Consider the following 19,541-nt stretch of genomic DNA (forward strand, 5'->3'; position numbering starts at 1 on the left):
GCATTCATTGTTTTGCGTTAGTTCTCAAGCTGCGGGTGTTATGACTCTTATTCTTGGTATCGACCCCGGTTCGCGAATCACCGGTTATGGCGTTGTGCGTGATACCGGGCGTGGTTGTGTCTATGTGGCTTCGGGCTGCATTCGCACGGGGGCTGGCGAGTTGCAGGAGCGGTTGCAGATTGTGTTTCGCGGTGTGCGGGAGGTCATCCAGACCTATGGCCCGGTCACCATGGGAATCGAAAAGGTCTTCATGGCCCGCAATGCCGATTCTGCACTGAAGCTGGGGCAGGCCAGGGGGGCGGCCATTGTGGCGGGTGCCGAGGAAGGCCTGGAGATCGCCGAGTACACGGCAACTCAGGTCAAGCAGGCGGTGGCCGGAACCGGTGGCGCCAACAAGGAGCAGGTGATGATGATGGTCATGCATTTGCTCAAGCTGACCCAGAAACCCCAGATCGATGCATCCGATGCCCTGGCTATTGCGCTGTGTCATGCGCACACACGTTCAAGCCTGATTCCCCATGGTCTGGGGACTGCGCGCAGCCGCGGTGGCCGGTTACGTCTCTGACTGCATCATTCGCATGCATATTTTTACTTGCAGGTCTGGCGACTCCTGTGATGATGGTGTTCATATTTTTCGCGCTGGCGATGCCAACGATGGGCAAGACGAAAGGATCTGATACGTGATTGGACGTTTACGTGGCTTTCTCGCCGAGAAACAGCCACCGCATCTGGTGCTGGACGTCAATGGCGTCGGCTATGAGCTGGAAGTACCCATGACGACGCTTTACCGCTTGCCGCATGTGGGTGAGCCAGTGACCTTGCATACCCATCTGGTGGTTCGCGAAGATGCGCATTTGCTCTATGGTTTTTACGAGAAGCGCGAGCGTGAGCTGTTTCGTGAGCTGATTCGCCTCAATGGTGTCGGCCCGAAGCTGGCACTTGCCTTGATGTCGGGCCTTGAGGTCGATGAGCTGGTGCGCTGCGTTCAGGCGCAGGATACTTCGGCCCTGACCCGGATTCCGGGGGTCGGCAAGAAGACTGCCGAGCGTCTGTTGGTCGAACTCAAGGACCGTTTCAAGGCCTGGGAGGCACTACCCGGCACATTTACGCTGGTATCCAGTGGTCCGAATCAGCCCGAGCCGGTGGCGTCTGCCGAGTCCGATGCGGTCAGCGCGCTGATTTCCCTGGGCTATAAACCTCAAGAGGCGAGCAAGGCCGTCTCTGCGATCAAGGAAAAAGGCTTGAGCAGTGCAGATCTGATCCGACGTGCTTTGAAGGGGATGGCGTAAGTGATTGAAGCTGATCGCCTGATTACCGCCAGCAGTGGTCGTGATCGTGAAGAACAACTGGACCGCGCCATTCGCCCTCTGAGTCTGGCTGACTACATTGGTCAGCCGACGGTGCGCGAGCAGATGGAGCTGTTCATCCAGGCCGCGCGTGGGCGCAATGAATCGCTGGATCACACCTTGATCTTCGGCCCGCCGGGGCTGGGCAAGACCACGCTGGCCAATATCATTGCCCAGGAAATGTCGGTGTCGATCAAAAGCACGTCCGGCCCCGTGCTGGAGCGTCCCGGGGATCTGGCCGCGATCCTGACCAACCTCGAACCCCATGATGTGCTGTTCATCGATGAAATCCATCGGTTGTCGCCTATCGTCGAAGAGGTTCTGTACCCGGCGATGGAAGACTTTCAGCTCGACATCATGATTGGTGAGGGGCCTGCCGCTCGCTCGATCAAGCTTGATCTGCCGCCTTTCACGCTGGTGGGGGCGACGACTCGCGCTGGCATGCTGACCAACCCGTTGCGCGATCGTTTCGGGATCGTCCAGCGCCTTGAGTTCTACAGCACGGCCGACCTGTCGACTATCGTGTCGCGCTCCGCCGGTATTCTCGGGCTGGTCATCGAGCCTGAGGGGGCCTTTGAAATAGCCCGTCGTGCTCGTGGAACGCCGCGTATTGCCAACCGCTTGCTGCGGCGCGTACGGGATTTTGCCCAGGTACGCGGTAATGGCCAGATCACCCGGCAAACGGCAGACAAGGCACTGAACCTGCTGGATGTCGACGAACATGGTTTCGACCATCAGGACCGGCGTCTTCTGCTGACCATGATCGAGAAGTTCGATGGCGGTCCTGTTGGCATAGACAGCCTGGCTGCGGCCATCAGTGAGGAGCGGCACACCATTGAAGACGTGCTGGAACCCTATTTGATCCAGCAAGGCTATATCATGCGTACGCCGCGTGGACGAGTCGTTACCCGGCACGCCTACCTGCACTTTGGGCTGAACATTCCTTCGAGAATGAGCGAGATGTCTGCGTCGGAGGATTTCGTGGATGACTCGACCGATTAATAGTGGCCACCGCCGATTTATTTGTAGTTTTGGTGGTCAGATTGCCAGCGTGATGGCTGAAGCCATCAATAAGTGGCAAAACCATGAAAAACAGTTGCCTGACCCGATTGGCAACCTGAGGAGTAAGCACTAGAGTATGCGCGCGCAAAACGGGGCTCCGTCGTTCGCACATCGCTGTCGCGTTTATTACGAAGACACCGATGCAGGCGGCATCGTCTACTACGTCAACTATTTGAAATTCATGGAGCGGGCTCGTACCGAGCAGCTGCGAGCGCTGGGTTTTGCCCAGTCCGAGCTGGCGAAGGAGGACCTGCTGTTCGTCGTGCATTCCAGTGAGGCTCGTTATCACAAGCCGGCGCGACTGGACGATGAGCTGCTGGTAAGCGCTGAAGTAATCGAATTGAACCGTGTCAGCCTGCGTTTCAAACAGCAGGTCAGGCTGGCTGCGGATGCAACGCTGCTCTGTGAGGGGCAGTTTTTGGTGGCGTGTGTACGCGCCGATAGTTTGAAACCCCGGGCCATTCCCGAAGCTTTGCGAGCGGCCTTTGCCGACCAGAGCGGCGCGGGCATACATTCAGAGCAGGAGATAAAGCGTGGAAGCTAACGTCGTCGACCATTCCTCCATGTGGAGTTTGGTCAGCAATGCCAGCATTGTTGTTCAGTTGGTCATGCTGATGCTTGTGGCTGCTTCAGTCACTTCGTGGATCGTGATCTTTCAGCGCGGCAACATGCTGCGTGCCGGTCGGCGTGCCCTGGACAGCTTCGAGGAGCGTTTCTGGTCCGGTATCGATCTTTCCAAGCTCTATCGTCAGGCGGGCAGCAACCCTGACCCGGACTCCGGCGTCGAGCAGATCTTCCGTGCCGGCTTCAAGGAGTTCTCCCGTCTGCGTCAGCAGGCTGGCGTCGATCCTGATGCGGTGATGGAAGGTGTGGCCCGTGCCATGCGCGTTGCCATTTCCCGCGAAGAAGAAAAACTGGAAGCCGGCCTGCCGTACCTGGCAACCGTGGGTTCCACCAGTCCTTATATCGGTCTGTTCGGTACGGTCTGGGGGATCATGAACTCCTTCCGCGGTCTGGCGACTGCGCAGCAGGCGACCCTGGCCACTGTGGCTCCCGGTATTGCCGAGGCCCTGATTGCAACGGCCATCGGTCTGTTCGCGGCAATCCCTGCGGTTATCGCTTACAACCGTTTTGCCGCTCGCAGCGAGACTCTGATCGGCCGTTACTACACGTTCGCTGATGAGTTCCAGGCGATCCTGCACCGTAAAGTGCATACCAGCGAAGAGTGAGCAGGTAATTCCCCATGGCTTTAATCGCTCGAGATCGTCGCAGAAAACGCAAGCCGGTCGCCGAAATGAACGTAGTGCCATACATCGACGTGATGTTGGTGCTGCTCGTCATCTTCATGGTGACCGCTCCCATGATCAACCAGGGCGTGAAAGTCGACTTGCCCAAGGTCTCCAGCGAGGCTTTGCCGCAAGACAACAACAATCAGGTCCTGACCATTTCGATCAAGGCTGACAAGACCTACTACTGGAACCTTGGCAGCGAAGTCGATACCGAAAAGCAGATGGACAAGGCAATGACACTGCCTCAACTGACTGCAGCCGTGACCAAGATCGTCGCAGCCGGTCGTGATGCCGGCAAGCAGACGCAGGTTTTCATTCGTGGCGACAAGACCGTTGATTACGGTTCTGTGATGGGCACGATGGGCGGGCTGCAGAAGGCTGGGGTAGGAAATGTTGGCTTGATTACTGAGGCCCCCTGATGCAGCCGATTCGAGAGCCGTCTGCCTCGGAAAGCTACTTCTGGCCCTCTGTCTGGGCTGTGGCGCTGCATATCCTGATTTTTGGCATGCTTTTCGTGAGCTTTGCCATGACACCTGAGTTGCCGGAGGCTAAACCTGTCGTTCAGGCTACGCTGTACCAACTCAAGTCCAAGAGCCAGGCGACGACCCAGACCAACCAGAAGATTGCGGGCGAGGCAAAGAAAGCCGCTGCACGACAGACTGAAGTCGAGCAGCTGGAGCAGAAGAAGATCGAGCAGCAGAAACAGGAAGCTGTAAAGGCTGCGGAACAAAAGAAAGAAGAGGCTGCTCAAAAAGCCGAAGAACAGAAGGCCGAAGAGCAGAAAGCTGCTGACGAGGCGAAAAAGGCCGAGCAGAAAGCCGAGGAAGCCAAAAAGGCTGATGAGGCCAAGAAGGCTGCCGATGCGAAAAAGGCTGAAGAGAAACAATTGGCTGATATAGCCAAGAAGAAAGCCGAAGAAGAAGCGAAGAAGAAAGCCGAGGAAGACGCGAAGAAAGCCGCCGCCGAGGAAGCCAAGAAACAGGCTGCCGATGAAGCGAAGAAAAAAGCGGCTGAAGACGCGAAGAAAAAGGCTGCCGAGGACGCCAAGAAGAAAGCTGCTGCCGACTCTGCGAAAAAAGCACAGGAAGCTGCACGCAAGGCTGCAGAGGACAAGAAGGCACAGGCCCTGGCCGACCTGCTTTCCGACAAGCCACAGCGGCAACAGGCTCTGGCCGATGAACTTGGCGACGAGACTGCGGGTAACTTCGATGACCTGATTCGTCTGCGTGCATCCGAAGGCTGGGCTCGCCCACCATCGGCGCGCAAGGGCATGGCAGTGGTATTGCAGATCGGCATGTTGCCGGACGGTACAGTGACTTCGGTGACTGTTTCCAAGTCTAGTGGTGACGGTCCGTTCGACAGTTCGGCAGTGGCAGCGGTCAAGAATATTGGTCGTTTGACAGAAATGCAGGGTTTGAAGCCAGCGGACTTCGCTCCCTATCGTTCATTCAAGATGACATTCACACCTGAGGATCTAGCCTTGTGATTAACCTTCTTCGAGGACTGCTTTTGGTTCTTTGCTGCGCGGCGGGCTTAGCCGTTGCAGAAGAAAAGAACATCATGGTCACCAGCGGAAGTGACCGCGCCACTCCGATTGCTGTCGTGCCTTTTGGCTGGCAGGGCGGCAACGTGCTGCCGGAAGACATGGCCGATATCGTCAGTAACGACCTGCGTAACTCGGGTTACTACTCGCCGATTCCCAAACAGAACATGATCAGCCTGCCGACCCAGGCCAGCGAAATCATTTTCCGTGACTGGAAGGCCCTGAATGCGCAATACGTCATGGTCGGCAACATTGTCCCGGCGGGCGGTCGTCTGCAGATCCAGTACGCGCTGTTCAACGTTGCCACCGAGCAGCAGGTTCTGACCGGTAGCGTGTCGGGTACCAACGACCAGTTGCGGGACATGGCGCACTACATTGCCGACCAGTCGTTCGAGAAACTGACCGGCATCAAGGGCGCGTTCTCCACCCGCATGCTGTACGTGACTGCCGAGCGCTTCTCGGAAAGCAACACCCGTTACACCCTGCAACGTTCGGACTACGACGGTGCCCGTGCCGTGACGCTGCTGCAATCGCGCGAGCCGATCCTGTCGCCACGCTTTGCTCCTGATGGCAAGCGTATCGCCTATGTATCGTTCGAGCAGAGACGCCCACGTATCTTCGTTCAGCATATCGATACCGGTCGCCGTGAGCAGATCACCAACTTTGAAGGCCTCAACGGCGCGCCTGCATGGTCGCCTGATGGCAGCAGGCTGGCGTTCGTGCTGTCCAAGGACGGCAACCCTGAAGTTTACGTGATGAACCTGGCGACTCGTCAGCTGAGCCGCGTGACCAACGATTCGTCCATCGATACCGAACCGTTTTTCGGCAAGGATGGCTCTACGCTGTACTTCACGTCGGACCGTGGTGGCAAGCCACAGATCTACAAGACAAACATCAATGGCGGTGGTGCCGAGCGTGTAACGTTCGTGGGTAACTACAATGCCAACCCGAAATTGTCAGCTGATGAAAAGACGCTGGTAATGATTCACCGGCAGGACGGCTTCACTAATTTCAAGGTAGCAGTGCAGGATTTGGCTCGCGGAAGTGTAAAAATCCTCACAGATAGCAACCTTGATGAGTCGCCTACTGTTGCGCCCAACGGCACCATGGTAATCTACGCCACCCGCCAGCAGGGCCGGGGAGTCTTGATGCTCGTGTCCATTAACGGACGCGTAAGGCTCCCGCTTCCTACCGCTCAAGGCGAAGTCAGAGAACCTTCCTGGTCCCCTTACCTGAACTGACGCGGCGCTACACGATTTGCTTAACACACTGGGGTTCATTAGGAGTTTCAAGATGGAAATGTTGAAGTTTGGTAAGTTTGCTGCGCTGGCTCTGGCCATGGCTGTAGCTGTTGGTTGCTCGTCCAAAGGCGGTGATAACGCTGGCGCTGGCGCTGTTGACCCTAACGCTGGTTACGGTGCCAACACTGGCGCTGTAGATGGCAGCCTGAGCGAAGAAGCTGCTCTGCGTGCAATCACCACCTTCTACTTCGAATACGACAGTTCGGATCTGAAGCCAGAAGCACTGCGCTCCCTGGACGTGCATGCTAAAGACCTGAAAGCAAACGGCGCTCGCGTCGTTCTGGAAGGCAACACCGACGAGCGTGGTACTCGTGAGTACAACATCGCCCTGGGCGAGCGTCGTGCTAAAGCCGTTCAGCGCTACCTGGTTCTGCAAGGCGTTTCCCCAGCTCAACTGGAGCTGGTTTCCTACGGCGAAGAGCGTCCAGTTGCTACCGGCAACGACGAGCAGTCCTGGGCTCAAAACCGTCGCGTCGAACTGCGTAAGTAATTTGACATGCGAACGTGCCGACGTGCTTTAACCGTTTTGGCCCTCACCCTCCCGCTTTCAGCGTGGGGTGCGGTTCCTGTGGTCGATGACAATTCTGGCTCTGGTAGCAGCAGTTATCCGCCAGCGGGTTATGGCACGTCCGGCGCCTATGCCGGGGGAGGGGTTTCGACCCCGACCTCGGCAAATGGTCAGCTGTTCATGCAATTGCAGCAAATGCAGGAAGAAATCGCGCGCTTGCGTGGTCTCGTTGAAGTCCAGCAGAACGATATTCAGCGCATGAAGCAGGAAGCGCTGGAGCGTTATCAGGATCTGGATTCTCGTATCTCCAGTGGCGCAGCCGCTGCAGCTACCAATAATTCCCAACCTTCTGGCGGCAGTATCGACGCCAGCGGGACGCCTTCGGCCCCAGCGGCCCAGGCTCCGGCAGCAGGCACAGAGCCTCCTGATCCGGCGAAGGAAAAGCTCTATTACGAAGCGGCCTTCGATTTGATCAAAGCCAAGGATTTCGATAAGGCCAGTCAGGCTTTTACCGCTTTCCTGCGCAAGTACCCAAACAGTTCGTATGCGGGCAATGCCCAATACTGGCTGGGCGAAGTGAATCTGGCCAAGGGTGACCTTCAGGGCGCTGGCCAGGCATTTGCCAAGGTCAGTCAGTTGTACCCGAAGCATTCCAAGGTGCCTGATTCGCTTTACAAGCTGGCCGATGTCGAGCGTCGCCTCGGTCACACAGACAAGGTCAAAGGCATTTTGCAGCAAGTCGTTGCCCAATATCCGGGCAGTTCCGCTGCACAATTGGCACAGCGGGATCTTCAGCGTCTCTGATGCTGCAGGCCCGTTATTCAAGAAAGCCGCGCTTGTCGCGGCTTTTTTCGTTAGAATTTCGCACCCGAAATTCCGGTAATTATTACGCTTCGCTGGATTCTGCGATTGCAGGGTGCTTTGAAGTGCCTGACGGAGGCGGACGGCCTGTTTAGCTGTTACGCCCGTGGCTTATATGCAAGACACATTACGCATCACCGAAATATTTTACTCGTTACAGGGTGAAACCCGTACGGCTGGGCTGCCCACTGTATTCGTACGCCTCACTGGTTGCCCCTTGCGCTGCCAGTATTGCGACAGTGCCTATGCTTTCAGCGGTGGAAAGATCCATACGCTGGATGACATTCTTGAGCAGGTCGCTGCCTATCGCCCGCGCTATGTCTGTGTAACCGGTGGTGAACCGCTTGCTCAGCCCAATGCGATTCCCTTGCTTGAGCGTCTGTGCGATGCCGGTTATCAGGTTTCGCTGGAAACCAGTGGCGCCCTGGACATATCGGCTGTCGATTCTCGTGTCAGCCGCGTGGTCGATTTGAAGACTCCGGGCTCCAAGGAAGTCGCGCGCAATCGCTACGAAAACATGGAATTGCTGACTCCCAACGATCAGGTCAAGTTTGTGATCTGCTCCAGGGATGACTACGACTGGGCGGTTTCCAAGCTGATCCAGTACGGGCTGGACAAGCGGGCTGGCGAAGTACTGTTCTCTGCCAGCCACCATGAATTGAAAGGGCGGGACCTGGCGGACTGGATCGTTGCAGACAACCTGCCAGTCCGTTTGCAGATGCAATTGCACAAAATTCTTTGGGATGACGAGCCGGGGCGCTGAAATGAGTGAATTGACCATGACCGAAAAACGAGCCGTAATCCTGCTGTCCGGCGGCCTTGATTCAGCCACTGTAGTTGCCATGGCCCGAGCCGAAGGCTACGCCTGCTACACCATGAGTTTCGACTATGGGCAGCGCCATCGTGCCGAGCTGAACGCTGCTGCACGTGTTGCACGCGATCTGGGCGCCATCGAGCACAAGGTCATCGGCCTCAACCTCAACGGGATTGGTGGTTCTGCATTGACCGACAGCTCCATCGCTGTCCCTGAATCGCCGACTGAAGGCATTCCGGTTACTTACGTACCTGCACGCAATACCGTATTCCTGTCCCTTGCCCTTGGCTGGGCAGAGGTGCTGGAAGCCCGCGATATCTTTATCGGCGTCAATGCCGTGGATTATTCAGGCTATCCGGATTGCCGTCCCGAGTTCGTCGAGTCGTTCGAGCGCATGGCGAATCTGGCGACCAAGGCGGGTGTTGAGGGTCAGGGTTTCACCATCCGTGCGCCGCTGCAAAACCTCAGCAAGTCAGACATCGTCAAGGCGGGTGTAGCTCTGGGCGTCGATTATGCACTCACTGTTTCGTGCTATCAGGCCGATGATGAAGGCCGCGCATGCGGTAAATGCGACAGCTGCCGCCTGCGCGCAGAAGGCTTCGCAGCCGCCGGTGTAGCAGACCCGACACGTTATTTTTAATTTTTTTACAGAAAGGTGTTGAATTACTGATAAAAATCAGTAATATACGCGCCACGCAACAGAGGGTCGTTAGCTCAGTTGGTAGAGCAGTTGGCTTTTAACCAATTGGTCGTAGGTTCGAATCCTACACGACCCACCATTTTTCTGGTCATGAGCAAATCGCTCTGACTTGTCTAAACAGATCCAATCATGCGATCTGGCGGAAATTTTAAAATATTGTATAGGGCCTGGAGCATATGTCTCCGGGCCTTTTTCGTTATGGTTTCCAATCCCCACATCATTTCTCTCTATTGCCCGAATGACGAGCCGAGCGGACTTAAGTCAGTACCTTTGATGACTCTGATTCATGACTCCATTCGCTCCGGCAGGGTGCTTTCATCCGGCAGGTCGTTAAATATGGCGACATCATCCGAACGCTTCAGGAGACATGCATGCCGATCAGGACCGCTGCGCTGATGGCCTGTCTGCTTGTGGTCCCGATGGCTGCCGGTATCGTGGAAGCTGCGGGGACGCAGGACCAGGCCAGCACTCGTCAGGAGAACTCAATGCACATCAGTATCGAAATAGAAGGCACGACCCTCACTGCCACATTGGAGGACAGTGAAGCGGCCAGGGATTTCGCATCTCTGTTACCCCTGACGCTGACCCTCAAGGATTACGCCGCGACCGAGAAGGTCAGTGATCTGCCCAGGCCTTTATCCACTGATGGTGCTCCGGAAGGGGTGACACCTCGAATCGGCGACCTGGCCTACTATGCGCCTTGGGGCAATCTGGCGATCTACCACAAGGACTTCAGTTACTCCAAGGGGCTGGTGAAACTGGGGCGTCTAGATTCGGGGGTGGAGTTGATGCGTCAGCCGGGTACATTCAAGGCCACAATCCGCAGGGCACTGCAGCCATAGGGCATGCCATCGAAGGATGGCAGGCTACTCTTCGTAGCGCAGCTCATCGATGAGCGTCTGCATGGCCCGTGATTTTTCCCGCTTGCTGGAGTAGTAGAGGTGCAGGCCCGGAAAGCTCGGCCACCAGCTTTCCAGGACCGGGATCAGTGTGCCGTCATCAAAATGTGGCTGGGCCATGTCTTCGGGAACGTAGGCCAGCCCAAAGCCGGATACGGCGGCATTGAGGATCTGCTTGATGCCGTTGAAAATCAGTTTGCCTTTGACCCTGACGTTGATTTCCTGGCCGTCTTTCTTCAGTTCCCAGGCATAGAGCCCGCCGCGAGTTGGCAATCGCATGTTGATGCAGTCGTGATCTGTGAGGTCCTGGGGCTTGGCAGGCATGGTGCGCGATGCCAGATAGGACGGCGCACCCACAATAACCAGACGCATGTCCGGCGCTATGCGTACAGCTTCGGTTTCTTTCGTCAGCCCGTCCCCCAGGCGAATGCCGAAGTCGAAGTTTTCAGCCACGATATCGGTCAAGCCATAGTCGATGCACATCTCTACGTTGATTTGCGGATACTTGGGCAGGATCTGCGCCAGCTTCGGCCAGAGCAGGCTATCGATGGTGTGGTCGGTGGCCGTGATGCGTATATTGCCTGCAGGTGTGTCGCTGAGTTCTGCCACGGCGATCAACTCGGCCTCGATTGCCTTGAGTCGTGGCCCGACCGTTTGCAGCAGTCGCTCGCCGGCTTCGGTCACTGAAACACTGCGCGTGGTGCGGGTGAGAAGGCGCACGCCCAATCGTGCTTCAAGTCCCTGAATCGTATGACTGAGCATGGATTGAGAAATCCCCAACTGAGAGGCCGCGCGCGTGAAGCTGCGCTCGCGCGCAACTGCAATGAGTGCGAGCAGGTCACTGTAGTTTTCCTTGGGCATTAATCAACTCTCTGCATGGGAGGTGCGCAACTGTATCAAGACGGACACGGTGCTGCAGCTTTGAACTGTGCAGCATTTCTGTTTCAGCCCATGACGGCGATATTGATCAATATCGCTCATGACTATATTCGTCCATATGGCCTTTTCTTGCAGGCGTCCGGGCTCTCTAATGAGTGATATCCCGAAAAGGGTGGGGCGCGGACTTCAGCGCTGTCTTCTATATTTCCCGGCATGAGTAAACACATGGCCCAGGCTTTTCGCCACATCTTGAATAGACAGGACGTTGATCATGGCGAGTATTGATGTGCTGGTGCTGCGCACGGCCTGTGACTGGCTGGCCAGTGGTCATAAGGTTCTGCTTGCCACGGTTGTACGGACCTGGGGTTCATCGCCCAGGCCTGTTGGTTCGATGATGGTGCTTCGCGATGATGGCCGAGCGGTTGGCAGTGTTTCCGGTGGCTGCATCGAGGATGATCTGATTCATCGCTACACCACGGCGTACAGTTCGGGCAGCATCCCGCACAGGCCGCCGGAGGTGGTGCGCTATGGCGTCAGCGCCGACGAAGCGCACCGGTTCGGGCTGCCATGTGGCGGCACACTGGAGCTGGTTCTGGAGTTCAGCCCTCCGCTGCAAACCCTCGAGCAACTGGTTGCCCGGCTTGAGCAGGGTTCTCTGGTGCGGCGCATCGTGAACCTGGCCGATGGCGGCGTGAGTCTGGAGGCGACGCCGACCCCTGAAGAACTCAAGTTTGACGATGAGCGTCTGGTCAATACCCTTGGCCCTGGCTATCGCATGCTGCTGATCGGTGCCGGTGCTCTGGCCGAATATGTCTCGATCATGGCTCTGTTCAACGGGTTCAAGGTGACTGTGTGCGACCCGCGAATCGAGTACATGGATACCTGGGCCGTTGATGGCGTGGAGAAAAGCACTGGCATGCCCGACGACGTGGTAGCGGCGTTTCGCCCCGACCTTCGGACCTGCATTATCGCGCTCAGCCACGACCCCAAGCTGGATGATCTTGCGCTGCTGGAGGCTCTGAAAAGTCAGGCGTTCTACATTGGCGCAATCGGATCTCGGCGCAATAACCAGAGCCGCAGAGAACGGTTGATCACCCACTTTGGCGAAACCGAGGCTTCGTTGCAGCGCCTGCGTGGCCCTATCGGTGTCTATATCGGCAGCAAAACCCCGGCGGAAATTGCTGTCAGCGTCATGGCTGAAATTCTCGCCGCCAAGAACAATGTTCCACTGCCCAGAGAGGCTTCGGTCGCTATTGCGAAGAGGCTGGAGGAAAGTTGTAAGCTGTAAGTTTCAAGCGCCAAGCCTCAAGCTGCAAGCTTCAAGTCAAAAGCTTGTAGCTTGTAGCTTGTAGCTTGTAGCTTGTAGCTTGTAGCTTAAGGCTTACAGCTGCTTTCATTCTTCATGCCTCAATGCGGCGATCAGCAGAGACATTGCTCCCGAAGGCTGTCTGCGGCTCGGGTAGTACAGGTGAAAGCCCGACCACAGCGGGCACCATTCTTCCAGGCACTGGATGAAATGCCCGGAGCGGATATAGGGGCTGGCCATGTCTTCGGCGATATAGGCTAGACCCAGGCCGGCAATCGCGGCGTCCAGGACTTCATACATGCTGTTGTAGACCAGCTGACCCTCGACACGCACGTTGAGTGTGTTGCCATCGCGTTCGAGTTCCCAGGGCCACAGGCCGCCATGAGTGGCGAGCCTGAGATTGATGCAGTTCTGGTTAACCAGGTCGTCGGGAGTCTGAGGGATTGGGTAGCGGTCGAAGTAGGCCTTGGTGCCCACCACGGCAAAGCGGATGTCGGGGCTGATACGGACTGCAATCATGTCCTGATCAAGAAACTCACCGAGCCGCACGCCCGCGTCGTAGCGTTGCGCCGCGATGTCCACGATCTGGTTCTCGGAGCAAAGCTCGACCTTGATGGCAGGGTATCTGGGCAGAAATTTCTTCAGTTTGGCAGACAGCACGCTGCGGATGGCATGGTCGGAGGCTGTGATGCGGATTGTGCCGGTCGGGGTATCTCTCAGTTCTTGAAGCGACGCCAGTTCTGCGTCGATCTCTTCGAGTTGCGGTGCGACACTGCGCAGCAACCGCTCACCGGCTTCGGTGGGGATGACGGTGCGGGTATTACGCGCCAGCAGACGCACGCCCAGTGAGGTTTCCAGCCCTCGCACTGCATGGCTGACCGCCGACTGCGAAAGGCCCAGTTGTGCGGCACCACGGGTGAAACTGCGCTCACGGGCTACAGCAATGAATGCCAGCAGGCCACTGAAGTAATCTCGCAGTGCGAAGTCCCTGATCATTTATGACTCTCTTGTCTGGTTCCGGGCTCTGCTCCCGGTCCGGGCAGCATACCTCTATTGTTCATGATCCATAAAAGCCTGTCTGACTGCATAAGGCCATGAATCAGATTGATCAGTGTGATTTTTTAATCGCGAGTAAGATGCTCTCTGCAATTGTCACGAGACCCCAATGTTAATCATCTCCAACAATGTTCATCTGCCGGACGCTGAAATCGAGTGGACAGCCATTCGTGCGCAGGGCGCGGGTGGGCAGAACGTCAACAAGGTTTCCAGCGCGGTGCATTTGCGTTTCGACATCAACGCTTCGTCGTTGCCGCCGTTCTACAAGGAGAGGTTGCTGGCGTTGCGCGACAGCCGCATTACCGGTGACGGGGTCATTGTGATCAAGGCGCAACAGTACCGGACCCAGGAGCAGAACCGGGCTGATGCGTTGCTGCGTCTGAGCGAGTTGATCGTCAGCGCCACCAAGGTCGAAAAGAAGCGCCGCCCCACCAAGCCGACTCTGGGTTCCAGGACCCGTCGGCTGGATACCAAGAGCAAACGGGGTTCGATCAAGGCCGGGCGGGGCAAGGTGGATTACTGATGAAGTTTCTGTTCCCGTAATACCTGCGCCTGTTTGTACAGATAGATGCTCAAGGCCAGCCCGCTCAGCGAGGCCAGCGCCGCGAACAGGAAGATCGACACAAAGCCGAACCCGGCAGCAATGGCGCCTGCCAGCGGGCCGGTGATGCCCAGTGACAAGTCGACGAACAGCGAGTAGGCACCCACCGCTGCGCCTCGGCTGGCAGCCGGCACCAGATTCACGGCTTCGACGCCCAGTGCCGGGAAGACCAGCGAAAAGCCAAAACCGCTCAAGGCCGCTCCGGCCAGCGCCAGGCTTGGCGTGGGAGCTACCCAGAGCAGCAGCAACCCCAGGCTTTCCACCGACAGGCAGGCAATCGCCACACGAAAGCCGCCCAGGCGATTGATGAGGTTGCCGAACAGCAGGCGCGCAATGATGAAGCAGGCCCCGAACAGGCTCAGGCACAAGACCGCATCGGGCCAGTTGTTACTGGCGTAATACAGGGTGATGAAGGTCGCGATGGTGCCGAAACCGATAGCGCCCAGCGCCAGGCCCATGCCATGGGGGAAAACCAGCTTCAGCACATGGGTAAAGGGCAGGCGTTCGCCCTGCACGATAGGCGCTGCCTGTTTTTTCAGGGTAAGCAGAAGACCGAGCGAGGACAGTGCAATGATGCTCGCGCCCATGGTCCACAGGCCTAGCGACTTGACCAGCCACACACCCAAGGGCGCACCGATCGCCAATGCGCCATAGCTGGCGATACCGTTCCAGGAAATGACTTTGGCGGTGTTGTGCGCGCCGACCCTGCCGATGCCCCAGCCAATCGACCCGGAGCCCACGAGGCTTTCGGCGCTGCCCAATAAGATCCGGCCGACAAACAGGCTGATCAGGCTCGCAACAGGCCAGCCGGGCATGCCGATGGGCAGCAACATGAAGACGCCGCTGAGCCCGCATCCCGCCAGGCCGTACTGCACGGCTTTCTTGCAACCCAGGTTATCGATGATGCGGCCTGCCCATGGCCTGCTGACCAGTGTGGCCAGATATTGCACGCTGATGACCAGCCCGGCCGTTACTGCACCGAACCCCAGATCGGTATGCACATAACCGGGCAGCACTGCGAGCGGGATACCGATATTCAGGTAACCGATGAACGTGAAAAAAACGATGGAAACGACCTGCAACGTAACCTTCAGGGGCGGTTGCGGGGTGGCGTCTTGTATCTGGGGCATGGGGTGGCGGACCCTTCTGGCGACGGATTGGCGAGAGGCGGGCATGAAACTGGCGCAGGAAAAATCCTTAGCAAGCTCTCGAAGTTGCCATGATAACGATCCAGCGGCGGGTAGAGGTGATAAAAGCGAGGTTAAAGCGCAGTGAGTGACTTACCCGTTGCTGGAAGCCACGAGCTGAGTGGTGATCAGGGCTGCCAGGGCGTTTTCCTGAGTGCCGAAACGTGCGAGCAGGGCGCTCTGTTTCTCCGGGCTGAGGCGTTCCCAGATATTGATCATTTTTTCGGCAGCGCCAATAAGGGCTTTGGCCTGGTGTTCGGTAAAGTCGGTCATGAATCCGTTTTTTCGTCGGTGGTTTTCCAGGCGTATCGAAACTCGGTCAAACCGGTTTCCATACGCCTGAAAACAATCGCCTTCAGTCTTTGCGTCGGGCTTTTTGGCTGGTTTGAGCCAGCGATGCTGCTTTCATTGCTGCAGTTTGACCAAGCTCCTGTTGAGCCAGGGGAGACTGCTTTGGTTCCTGTTGACTTGGGAAGGGGAAGTTTGGAATTTCATGCATCGTCGTCGCCTCGCAAGGGTTTGCAGATTGAACCGTGCTTTAAAAAGCTTCTGCAGGATACAACACTGAAAATGACAAACCGGATATTTTTTCAGTCCGTTGGTCCATTCGTGAAACAAAAAACGATTTTCAGTGTCCGGCGCAAGGCGCTCCGGTGCCGGTAAAACCGTTACTTGCGGCCCTCGGCGCCCTGTGCAACCTGGTCGGTGCGGGCTGCCATGATGAAGTCGTTGCGATGCAGCCCCTTGATCGAATGGCTCCACCAGGTAACGGTCACTTTGCCCCATTCGGTCAGCAGACCTGGATGATGGCCTTCGGCTTCGGCAATCTCGCCGACTGCATTGGTAAAGGCCAGAGCGAATCTGAAGTTCTTGAAGAGGTAGACCTTCTCAAGCTGCATCACACTGTCGCGCACTTCAATGTTCCAGTCGGGGATCTGTTTGATCAGATCGGCCAGTTCGGTTTCGCTGACCTGCGGCGCGTCGGCGCGGCAGGCTTCGCAATGGGCTTGGTTCAGAGATGACATGCCAGGACTCCTGTTCAGGCCGCATGTTTTTTTGTGGGCGGCCGTGGCTCGAATTTAGGGGAATGCAGGCCCATCTGCATGGCTTGCCCGACCAGACTCATGATGTCTTCATGAGCCAGATCAAACAGACGCTTCAGGCTGGGCAATACGAAATAAACGGGTTGCAGAATGTCGATGCGATAAGGCGTGCGCATCGCTTCCAGTGGGTCGAAAACCTGATGTTCCGGTGCCGTGGACAGGCTGTAAACCGCTTCCTTGGGTGAAGAAAGGATGCCGCCGCCATATATCCTGCGCCCTTGTGCCGTATCCACCAGGCCAAACTCGATGGTCATCCAGTACAGCCGCGCCAGATAGACGCGCTGCTCCTTGCTCGCGTTCAGGCCCAGCTTGCCATAGGTGTGGGTGAATTCGGCGAACCAGGGGTTGGTCAGCAACGGACAGTGGCCGAAGATCTCGTGGAAGATATCGGGCTCTTGCAGGTAGTCGAGTTCTTCTTCGGTGCGAATGAAGGTTGCCACCGGAAAGCGCTTGCTGGCCAGTAGCTCGAAGAAGGTCTGGAAGGGAATCAATGCCGGTACACGTTCAACCTGCCAGCCGGTTGTGGCACCCAGCACCTTGTTGATTTCGCCAAGCTGCGGAATGCGTTCATGGGGCAGGTTCAACTGTTCGATGCCGTCCAGATATTCCTGGCAGGCACGGCTCTCGATCACCTTCATCTGACGGGTGATCAGGGTGTTCCAGACTGCGTGTTCGGCAGGCGGATAATCAATGAAGCCTCTGGCGTCGGGTTCGCGGGCCACGTATTGCGTCTGGCTCATGCTGACCTCTCCCTCGGGGAGTTATTGTTTTTTTACAGGGTAGCCTGATTGGGCTGGCGGCGACATACCGTTGTGGGCGCGCTGAACTTTTTTCTTCGGCTTGTCCCCCTTGCGCATGGGGGCGCGAAAGAGTAAAGGCGGTAAGACCATCGTCGAATGGCCCCATGAGTTGTGGCGGGATACAACAGAGTCATAAAACAACAACTATTCCACCGAGGTATCCAAGATGAGTGCAGCTTCTCTGTACCCCGTGCGCCCAGAAGTCGTAGCCAATACGCTGACCGATGAGGCGACCTACAAGGCCATGTATCAACAGTCGGTGGTCAACCCCGACGGTTTCTGGCGCGAGCAGGCCGGGCGCCTCGATTGGATCAAACCATTCACTAACGTCAAACAGACTTCCTTTGACGATCACCGGGTCGACATCAAGTGGTTTGCCGACGGCACACTGAACGTCGCTTACAACTGCCTGGACCGCCATCTGGAAGAGCGTGGCGACAGCATCGCGATCATCTGGGAAGGCGATGACCCTTCCGAGCACCGCAACATCACCTACCGCGAGTTGCATGAAGAAGTCTGCAAGTTCGCCAACGCTCTGCGTGGTCAGGATGTGCATCGCGGTGATGTCGTCACCATTTATATGCCCATGATCCCCGAGGCTGTGGTCGCCATGCTGGCGTGCGCCCGGATCGGAGCGATTCACTCGGTCGTGTTCGGCGGCTTCTCGCCTGAAGCGCTGGCCGGCCGGATCATCGACTGCCATTCCAAGGTCGTGATCACCGCCGACGAAGGTTTGCGCGGCGGTAAGAAAACCCCGCTCAAGGCCAACGTCGACCGGGCATTGACCAACCCTGAAACCAGCAGCGTGCAGAAGGTCATTGTCTGCAAGCGTACCGGTGGCGAGATCGAGTGGAACCGTCATCGCGACATCTGGTACCACGCTCTGCTGGAAGTGGCATCGAGCATCTGTGCGCCGAAAGAGATGGGCGCTGAAGAGTCGCTGTTCATCCTTTACACCTCCGGCTCCACCGGCAAGCCCAAAGGCGTACTGCACACCACTGCCGGTTATCTGTTGTATGCCGCGCTGACCCATGAGCGCGTGTTCGACTACAAGCCAGGCGAAATCTACTGGTGTACGGCGGACGTGGGCTGGGTCACTGGTCACAGCTACATTGTCTACGGCCCGTTGGCCAATGGCGCGACCACTCTGTTGTTCGAGGGCGTGCCGAACTATCCGGACATCACTCGCTTGTCGAAAATCGTCGACAAGCACAAGGTCAATATCCTCTATACCGCCCCGACTGCGATTCGCGCCATGATGGCCGAAGGCACCAAGTCCATGGAGGGGGCAGACGGTTCCAGCCTGCGCCTGCTGGGTTCGGTGGGTGAGCCGATCAACCCTGAGGCCTGGGGCTGGTACTACGACACCGTGGGCAAGAAAAACTGCCCGATTGTCGATACCTGGTGGCAGACCGAAACCGGCGGCATCCTGATCAGCCCGTTGCCGGGTGCAACAGCCCTGAAACCCGGTTCGGCCACACGTCCGTTCTTCGGCGTTATTCCGGCGCTGGTGGACAATCTGGGCAACCTGATCGAAGGTGCGGCTGAAGGCAATCTGGTGATTCTGGATTCCTGGCCTGGGCAGTCACGCTCGCTGTATGGCGACCATGACCGTTTCGTCGATACCTACTTCAAGACCTTCCGTGGCATGTACTTCACAGGTGATGGTGCCCGTCGTGATGAAGACGGCTACTACTGGATCACCGGGCGCGTGGATGACGTGCTCAACGTTTCCGGCCACCGCATGGGTACTGCCGAGATCGAGAGCGCGATGGTTGCGCACCCGAAAGTCGCCGAAGCCGCTGTGGTGGGTGTGCCCCATGATCTGAAAGGGCAGGGCATCTACGTTTACGTCACCCTCAATGCAGGCGAAGTGCCGGACGAAGCATTGCGTATCGAGTTGCGTAACTGGGTGCGCAAGGAAATCGGGCCGATTGCCTCACCTGATTTCATTCAGTGGGCGCCGGGCTTGCCGAAAACCCGTTCTGGCAAGATCATGCGCCGTATCCTGCGCAAGATCGCCACGGGCGAATACGACGCACTGGGCGATATCTCGACCCTCGCCGATCCGGGCGTGGTCCAGCATCTGGTCGATACCCACAAGACCATGAGCGCTGCATGACCTCCTGAGCCAACGAAACGCCCCGTCCAGTACGGGGCGTTTTCATTTTCAGGAGCGGATTCATGGTTTTGAAAAGGGATATATATCGATGTGTTACCCGTTCACTCAGCCCGCATCAGGCGTGCTTCCTTGTGGGACGAATTGATAGGGATTTGTAGGAATAC

The 19,541-nt window shown here is 57.2% G+C and carries 23 protein-coding genes and 1 tRNA gene; 18 read left to right on the forward strand and 6 right to left on the reverse strand.

Annotation, left to right across the window (positions count from 1 at the left end):
• Positions 1 to 40 precede the first annotated feature (40 nt).
• The 14 genes from ruvC to ACODS3_RS25460 all read left to right on the forward strand — a co-directional run bounded on the left by ruvC (position 41) and on the right by ACODS3_RS25460 (position 10,266).
• Positions 41 to 565, forward strand: coding sequence for a crossover junction endodeoxyribonuclease RuvC (gene ruvC / locus ACODS3_RS25395; protein ID WP_201003476.1), 525 nt, complete (start codon positions 41 to 43; stop codon positions 563 to 565).
• A gap of 115 nt (positions 566 to 680) precedes the next feature.
• Entirely contained in the window at positions 681 to 1,289 is a 609-nt protein-coding gene (gene ruvA, locus ACODS3_RS25400) for a Holliday junction branch migration protein RuvA (RefSeq protein ID WP_201003474.1), read from the forward strand.
• A complete protein-coding gene (gene ruvB / locus ACODS3_RS25405; protein ID WP_304575002.1) occupies positions 1,290 to 2,348 on the forward strand; it encodes a Holliday junction branch migration DNA helicase RuvB in 1,059 nt (352 codons plus the stop codon).
• Positions 2,349 to 2,484: 136 nt separating this feature from the next.
• The gene (gene ybgC, locus ACODS3_RS25410) at positions 2,485 to 2,952 is read left to right on the forward strand and encodes a tol-pal system-associated acyl-CoA thioesterase (protein ID WP_201003471.1); all 468 of its coding nucleotides are present in this window, start codon (positions 2,485 to 2,487) and stop codon (positions 2,950 to 2,952) included.
• Positions 2,942 to 3,637, forward strand: a complete 696-nt coding sequence (tolQ, locus tag ACODS3_RS25415; protein ID WP_201003469.1) for a protein TolQ — start codon at positions 2,942 to 2,944, stop codon at positions 3,635 to 3,637. The genes ybgC and tolQ overlap by 11 nt, the downstream gene beginning before the upstream one ends.
• A 14-nt stretch (positions 3,638 to 3,651) precedes the next feature.
• Positions 3,652 to 4,116, forward strand: coding sequence for a protein TolR (gene tolR / locus ACODS3_RS25420; protein WP_374005020.1), 465 nt, complete (start codon positions 3,652 to 3,654; stop codon positions 4,114 to 4,116).
• Positions 4,116 to 5,183 carry a cell envelope integrity protein TolA gene (gene tolA / locus ACODS3_RS25425; protein ID WP_201003467.1) on the forward strand — a complete coding sequence of 356 codons (1,068 nt, stop codon included), beginning with the start codon at positions 4,116 to 4,118 and terminating at the stop codon, positions 5,181 to 5,183. Before tolR ends, tolA begins: the two co-directional genes overlap by 1 nt.
• Positions 5,180 to 6,481 carry a Tol-Pal system beta propeller repeat protein TolB gene (tolB, locus tag ACODS3_RS25430; protein WP_201003466.1) on the forward strand — a complete coding sequence of 434 codons (1,302 nt, stop codon included), beginning with the start codon at positions 5,180 to 5,182 and terminating at the stop codon, positions 6,479 to 6,481. The genes tolA and tolB overlap by 4 nt, the downstream gene beginning before the upstream one ends.
• Positions 6,482 to 6,533: 52 nt before the next feature.
• Entirely contained in the window at positions 6,534 to 7,031 is a 498-nt protein-coding gene (gene pal / locus ACODS3_RS25435) for a peptidoglycan-associated lipoprotein Pal (protein WP_201003464.1), read from the forward strand.
• A gap of 6 nt (positions 7,032 to 7,037) precedes the next feature.
• Positions 7,038 to 7,853, forward strand: a complete 816-nt coding sequence (gene ybgF, locus ACODS3_RS25440) for a tol-pal system protein YbgF (protein ID WP_201003462.1) — start codon at positions 7,038 to 7,040, stop codon at positions 7,851 to 7,853.
• A 172-nt stretch (positions 7,854 to 8,025) separates the two neighbouring features.
• Positions 8,026 to 8,673: a 7-carboxy-7-deazaguanine synthase QueE gene (gene queE / locus ACODS3_RS25445; protein WP_201003460.1), complete on the forward strand. Its 648-nt coding sequence runs from the start codon at positions 8,026 to 8,028 to the stop codon at positions 8,671 to 8,673.
• A gap of 16 nt (positions 8,674 to 8,689) precedes the next feature.
• Positions 8,690 to 9,364 (forward strand): 7-cyano-7-deazaguanine synthase QueC, encoded by a 675-nt coding sequence (gene queC / locus ACODS3_RS25450; RefSeq protein WP_201003805.1) that lies wholly within the window; start codon positions 8,690 to 8,692, stop codon positions 9,362 to 9,364.
• Positions 9,365 to 9,427: 63 nt separating this feature from the next.
• Positions 9,428 to 9,503, forward strand: a tRNA-Lys gene (locus ACODS3_RS25455).
• A 292-nt stretch (positions 9,504 to 9,795) separates the two neighbouring features.
• Complete coding sequence (locus ACODS3_RS25460; protein ID WP_489036803.1) at positions 9,796 to 10,266, forward strand: cyclophilin-like fold protein; 471 nt, start codon at positions 9,796 to 9,798, stop codon at positions 10,264 to 10,266.
• Between the two features lie 24 nt (positions 10,267 to 10,290).
• Here the strand turns inward: ACODS3_RS25460 and ACODS3_RS25465 are convergent, their stop codons facing one another.
• Positions 10,291 to 11,184, reverse strand: a complete 894-nt coding sequence (locus ACODS3_RS25465) for a LysR family transcriptional regulator (protein WP_201003458.1) — start codon at positions 11,182 to 11,184, stop codon at positions 10,291 to 10,293.
• Between the two features lie 289 nt (positions 11,185 to 11,473).
• On the opposite strand from ACODS3_RS25465, the gene ACODS3_RS25470 reads away from it, so the two are divergent.
• The gene (locus ACODS3_RS25470) at positions 11,474 to 12,490 is read left to right on the forward strand and encodes an XdhC family protein (RefSeq protein ID WP_489036805.1); all 1,017 of its coding nucleotides are present in this window, start codon (positions 11,474 to 11,476) and stop codon (positions 12,488 to 12,490) included.
• Between the two features lie 105 nt (positions 12,491 to 12,595).
• On the opposite strand, the gene ACODS3_RS25475 is transcribed toward ACODS3_RS25470, so the two are convergent.
• Positions 12,596 to 13,504 (reverse strand): LysR family transcriptional regulator, encoded by a 909-nt coding sequence (locus ACODS3_RS25475; protein ID WP_201017845.1) that lies wholly within the window; start codon positions 13,502 to 13,504, stop codon positions 12,596 to 12,598.
• A 169-nt stretch (positions 13,505 to 13,673) separates the two neighbouring features.
• Between ACODS3_RS25475 and arfB the strand changes: the two genes are divergently transcribed.
• Positions 13,674 to 14,087 (forward strand): alternative ribosome rescue aminoacyl-tRNA hydrolase ArfB, encoded by a 414-nt coding sequence (gene arfB, locus ACODS3_RS25480; protein WP_201003453.1) that lies wholly within the window; start codon positions 13,674 to 13,676, stop codon positions 14,085 to 14,087.
• On the opposite strand, the gene ACODS3_RS25485 is transcribed toward arfB, so the two are convergent.
• Together ACODS3_RS25485 and ACODS3_RS25490 are read right to left on the reverse strand one after the other, a co-directional pair.
• Positions 14,081 to 15,295 carry an MFS transporter gene (locus tag ACODS3_RS25485; protein ID WP_201017844.1) on the reverse strand — a complete coding sequence of 405 codons (1,215 nt, stop codon included), beginning with the start codon at positions 15,293 to 15,295 and terminating at the stop codon, positions 14,081 to 14,083. The two genes, arfB and ACODS3_RS25485, sit on opposite strands and share 7 nt — an antisense overlap.
• Before the next feature lie 150 nt (positions 15,296 to 15,445).
• The gene (locus ACODS3_RS25490) at positions 15,446 to 15,625 is read right to left on the reverse strand and encodes a hypothetical protein (RefSeq protein ID WP_201003449.1); all 180 of its coding nucleotides are present in this window, start codon (positions 15,623 to 15,625) and stop codon (positions 15,446 to 15,448) included.
• Between ACODS3_RS25490 and ACODS3_RS25495 the strand changes: the two genes are divergently transcribed.
• Positions 15,605 to 16,015 (forward strand): hypothetical protein, encoded by a 411-nt coding sequence (locus tag ACODS3_RS25495; RefSeq protein ID WP_489036809.1) that lies wholly within the window; start codon positions 15,605 to 15,607, stop codon positions 16,013 to 16,015. The two genes, ACODS3_RS25490 and ACODS3_RS25495, sit on opposite strands and share 21 nt — an antisense overlap.
• A 5-nt stretch (positions 16,016 to 16,020) precedes the next feature.
• Here ACODS3_RS25495 and ACODS3_RS25500 read toward each other — a convergent pair whose 3' ends face one another.
• Positions 16,021 to 16,377, reverse strand: coding sequence for a 4a-hydroxytetrahydrobiopterin dehydratase (locus ACODS3_RS25500; protein ID WP_201003447.1), 357 nt, complete (start codon positions 16,375 to 16,377; stop codon positions 16,021 to 16,023).
• 14 nt (positions 16,378 to 16,391) lie between these two features.
• Entirely contained in the window at positions 16,392 to 17,195 is an 804-nt protein-coding gene (gene phhA, locus ACODS3_RS25505) for a phenylalanine 4-monooxygenase (protein ID WP_489036811.1), read from the reverse strand.
• A gap of 226 nt (positions 17,196 to 17,421) precedes the next feature.
• Here phhA and acs point away from each other — a divergent pair, with 226 nt between their 5' ends.
• Positions 17,422 to 19,377, forward strand: coding sequence for an acetate--CoA ligase (gene acs, locus ACODS3_RS25510; RefSeq protein WP_201003443.1), 1,956 nt, complete (start codon positions 17,422 to 17,424; stop codon positions 19,375 to 19,377).
• The last annotated feature ends 164 nt before the right edge of the window (positions 19,378 to 19,541 follow it).

It is taken from the genome of Pseudomonas sp. FG43 (assembly GCF_057809175.1).

Bases quoted from the DNA above. Each gene is read 5' to 3' on its own strand.
- ruvC (WP_201003476.1), top strand. From the start codon at position 41: ATGACTCTTATTCTTGGTATCGACCCCGGTTCGCGAATCACCGGTTAT.
- ybgC (WP_201003471.1), top strand. From the start codon at position 2,485: ATGCGCGCGCAAAACGGGGCTCCGTCGTTCGCACATCGCTGTCGCGTT.
- tolR (WP_374005020.1), top strand. From the start codon at position 3,652: ATGGCTTTAATCGCTCGAGATCGTCGCAGAAAACGCAAGCCGGTCGCC.
- tolA (WP_201003467.1), top strand. From the start codon at position 4,116: ATGCAGCCGATTCGAGAGCCGTCTGCCTCGGAAAGCTACTTCTGGCCC.
- pal (WP_201003464.1), top strand. From the start codon at position 6,534: ATGGAAATGTTGAAGTTTGGTAAGTTTGCTGCGCTGGCTCTGGCCATG.
- ybgF (WP_201003462.1), top strand. From the start codon at position 7,038: ATGCGAACGTGCCGACGTGCTTTAACCGTTTTGGCCCTCACCCTCCCG.
- queE (WP_201003460.1), top strand. From the start codon at position 8,026: ATGCAAGACACATTACGCATCACCGAAATATTTTACTCGTTACAGGGT.
- queC (WP_201003805.1), top strand. From the start codon at position 8,690: ATGACCGAAAAACGAGCCGTAATCCTGCTGTCCGGCGGCCTTGATTCA.
- ACODS3_RS25460 (WP_489036803.1), top strand. From the start codon at position 9,796: ATGCCGATCAGGACCGCTGCGCTGATGGCCTGTCTGCTTGTGGTCCCG.
- ACODS3_RS25465 (WP_201003458.1), bottom strand. From the start codon at position 11,184: ATGCCCAAGGAAAACTACAGTGACCTGCTCGCACTCATTGCAGTTGCG.
- ACODS3_RS25470 (WP_489036805.1), top strand. From the start codon at position 11,474: ATGGCGAGTATTGATGTGCTGGTGCTGCGCACGGCCTGTGACTGGCTG.
- ACODS3_RS25475 (WP_201017845.1), bottom strand. From the start codon at position 13,504: ATGATCAGGGACTTCGCACTGCGAGATTACTTCAGTGGCCTGCTGGCA.
- arfB (WP_201003453.1), top strand. From the start codon at position 13,674: ATGTTAATCATCTCCAACAATGTTCATCTGCCGGACGCTGAAATCGAG.
- ACODS3_RS25485 (WP_201017844.1), bottom strand. From the start codon at position 15,295: ATGCCCCAGATACAAGACGCCACCCCGCAACCGCCCCTGAAGGTTACG.
- ACODS3_RS25490 (WP_201003449.1), bottom strand. From the start codon at position 15,625: ATGACCGACTTTACCGAACACCAGGCCAAAGCCCTTATTGGCGCTGCC.
- ACODS3_RS25500 (WP_201003447.1), bottom strand. From the start codon at position 16,377: ATGTCATCTCTGAACCAAGCCCATTGCGAAGCCTGCCGCGCCGACGCG.
- phhA (WP_489036811.1), bottom strand. From the start codon at position 17,195: ATGAGCCAGACGCAATACGTGGCCCGCGAACCCGACGCCAGAGGCTTC.
- acs (WP_201003443.1), top strand. From the start codon at position 17,422: ATGAGTGCAGCTTCTCTGTACCCCGTGCGCCCAGAAGTCGTAGCCAAT.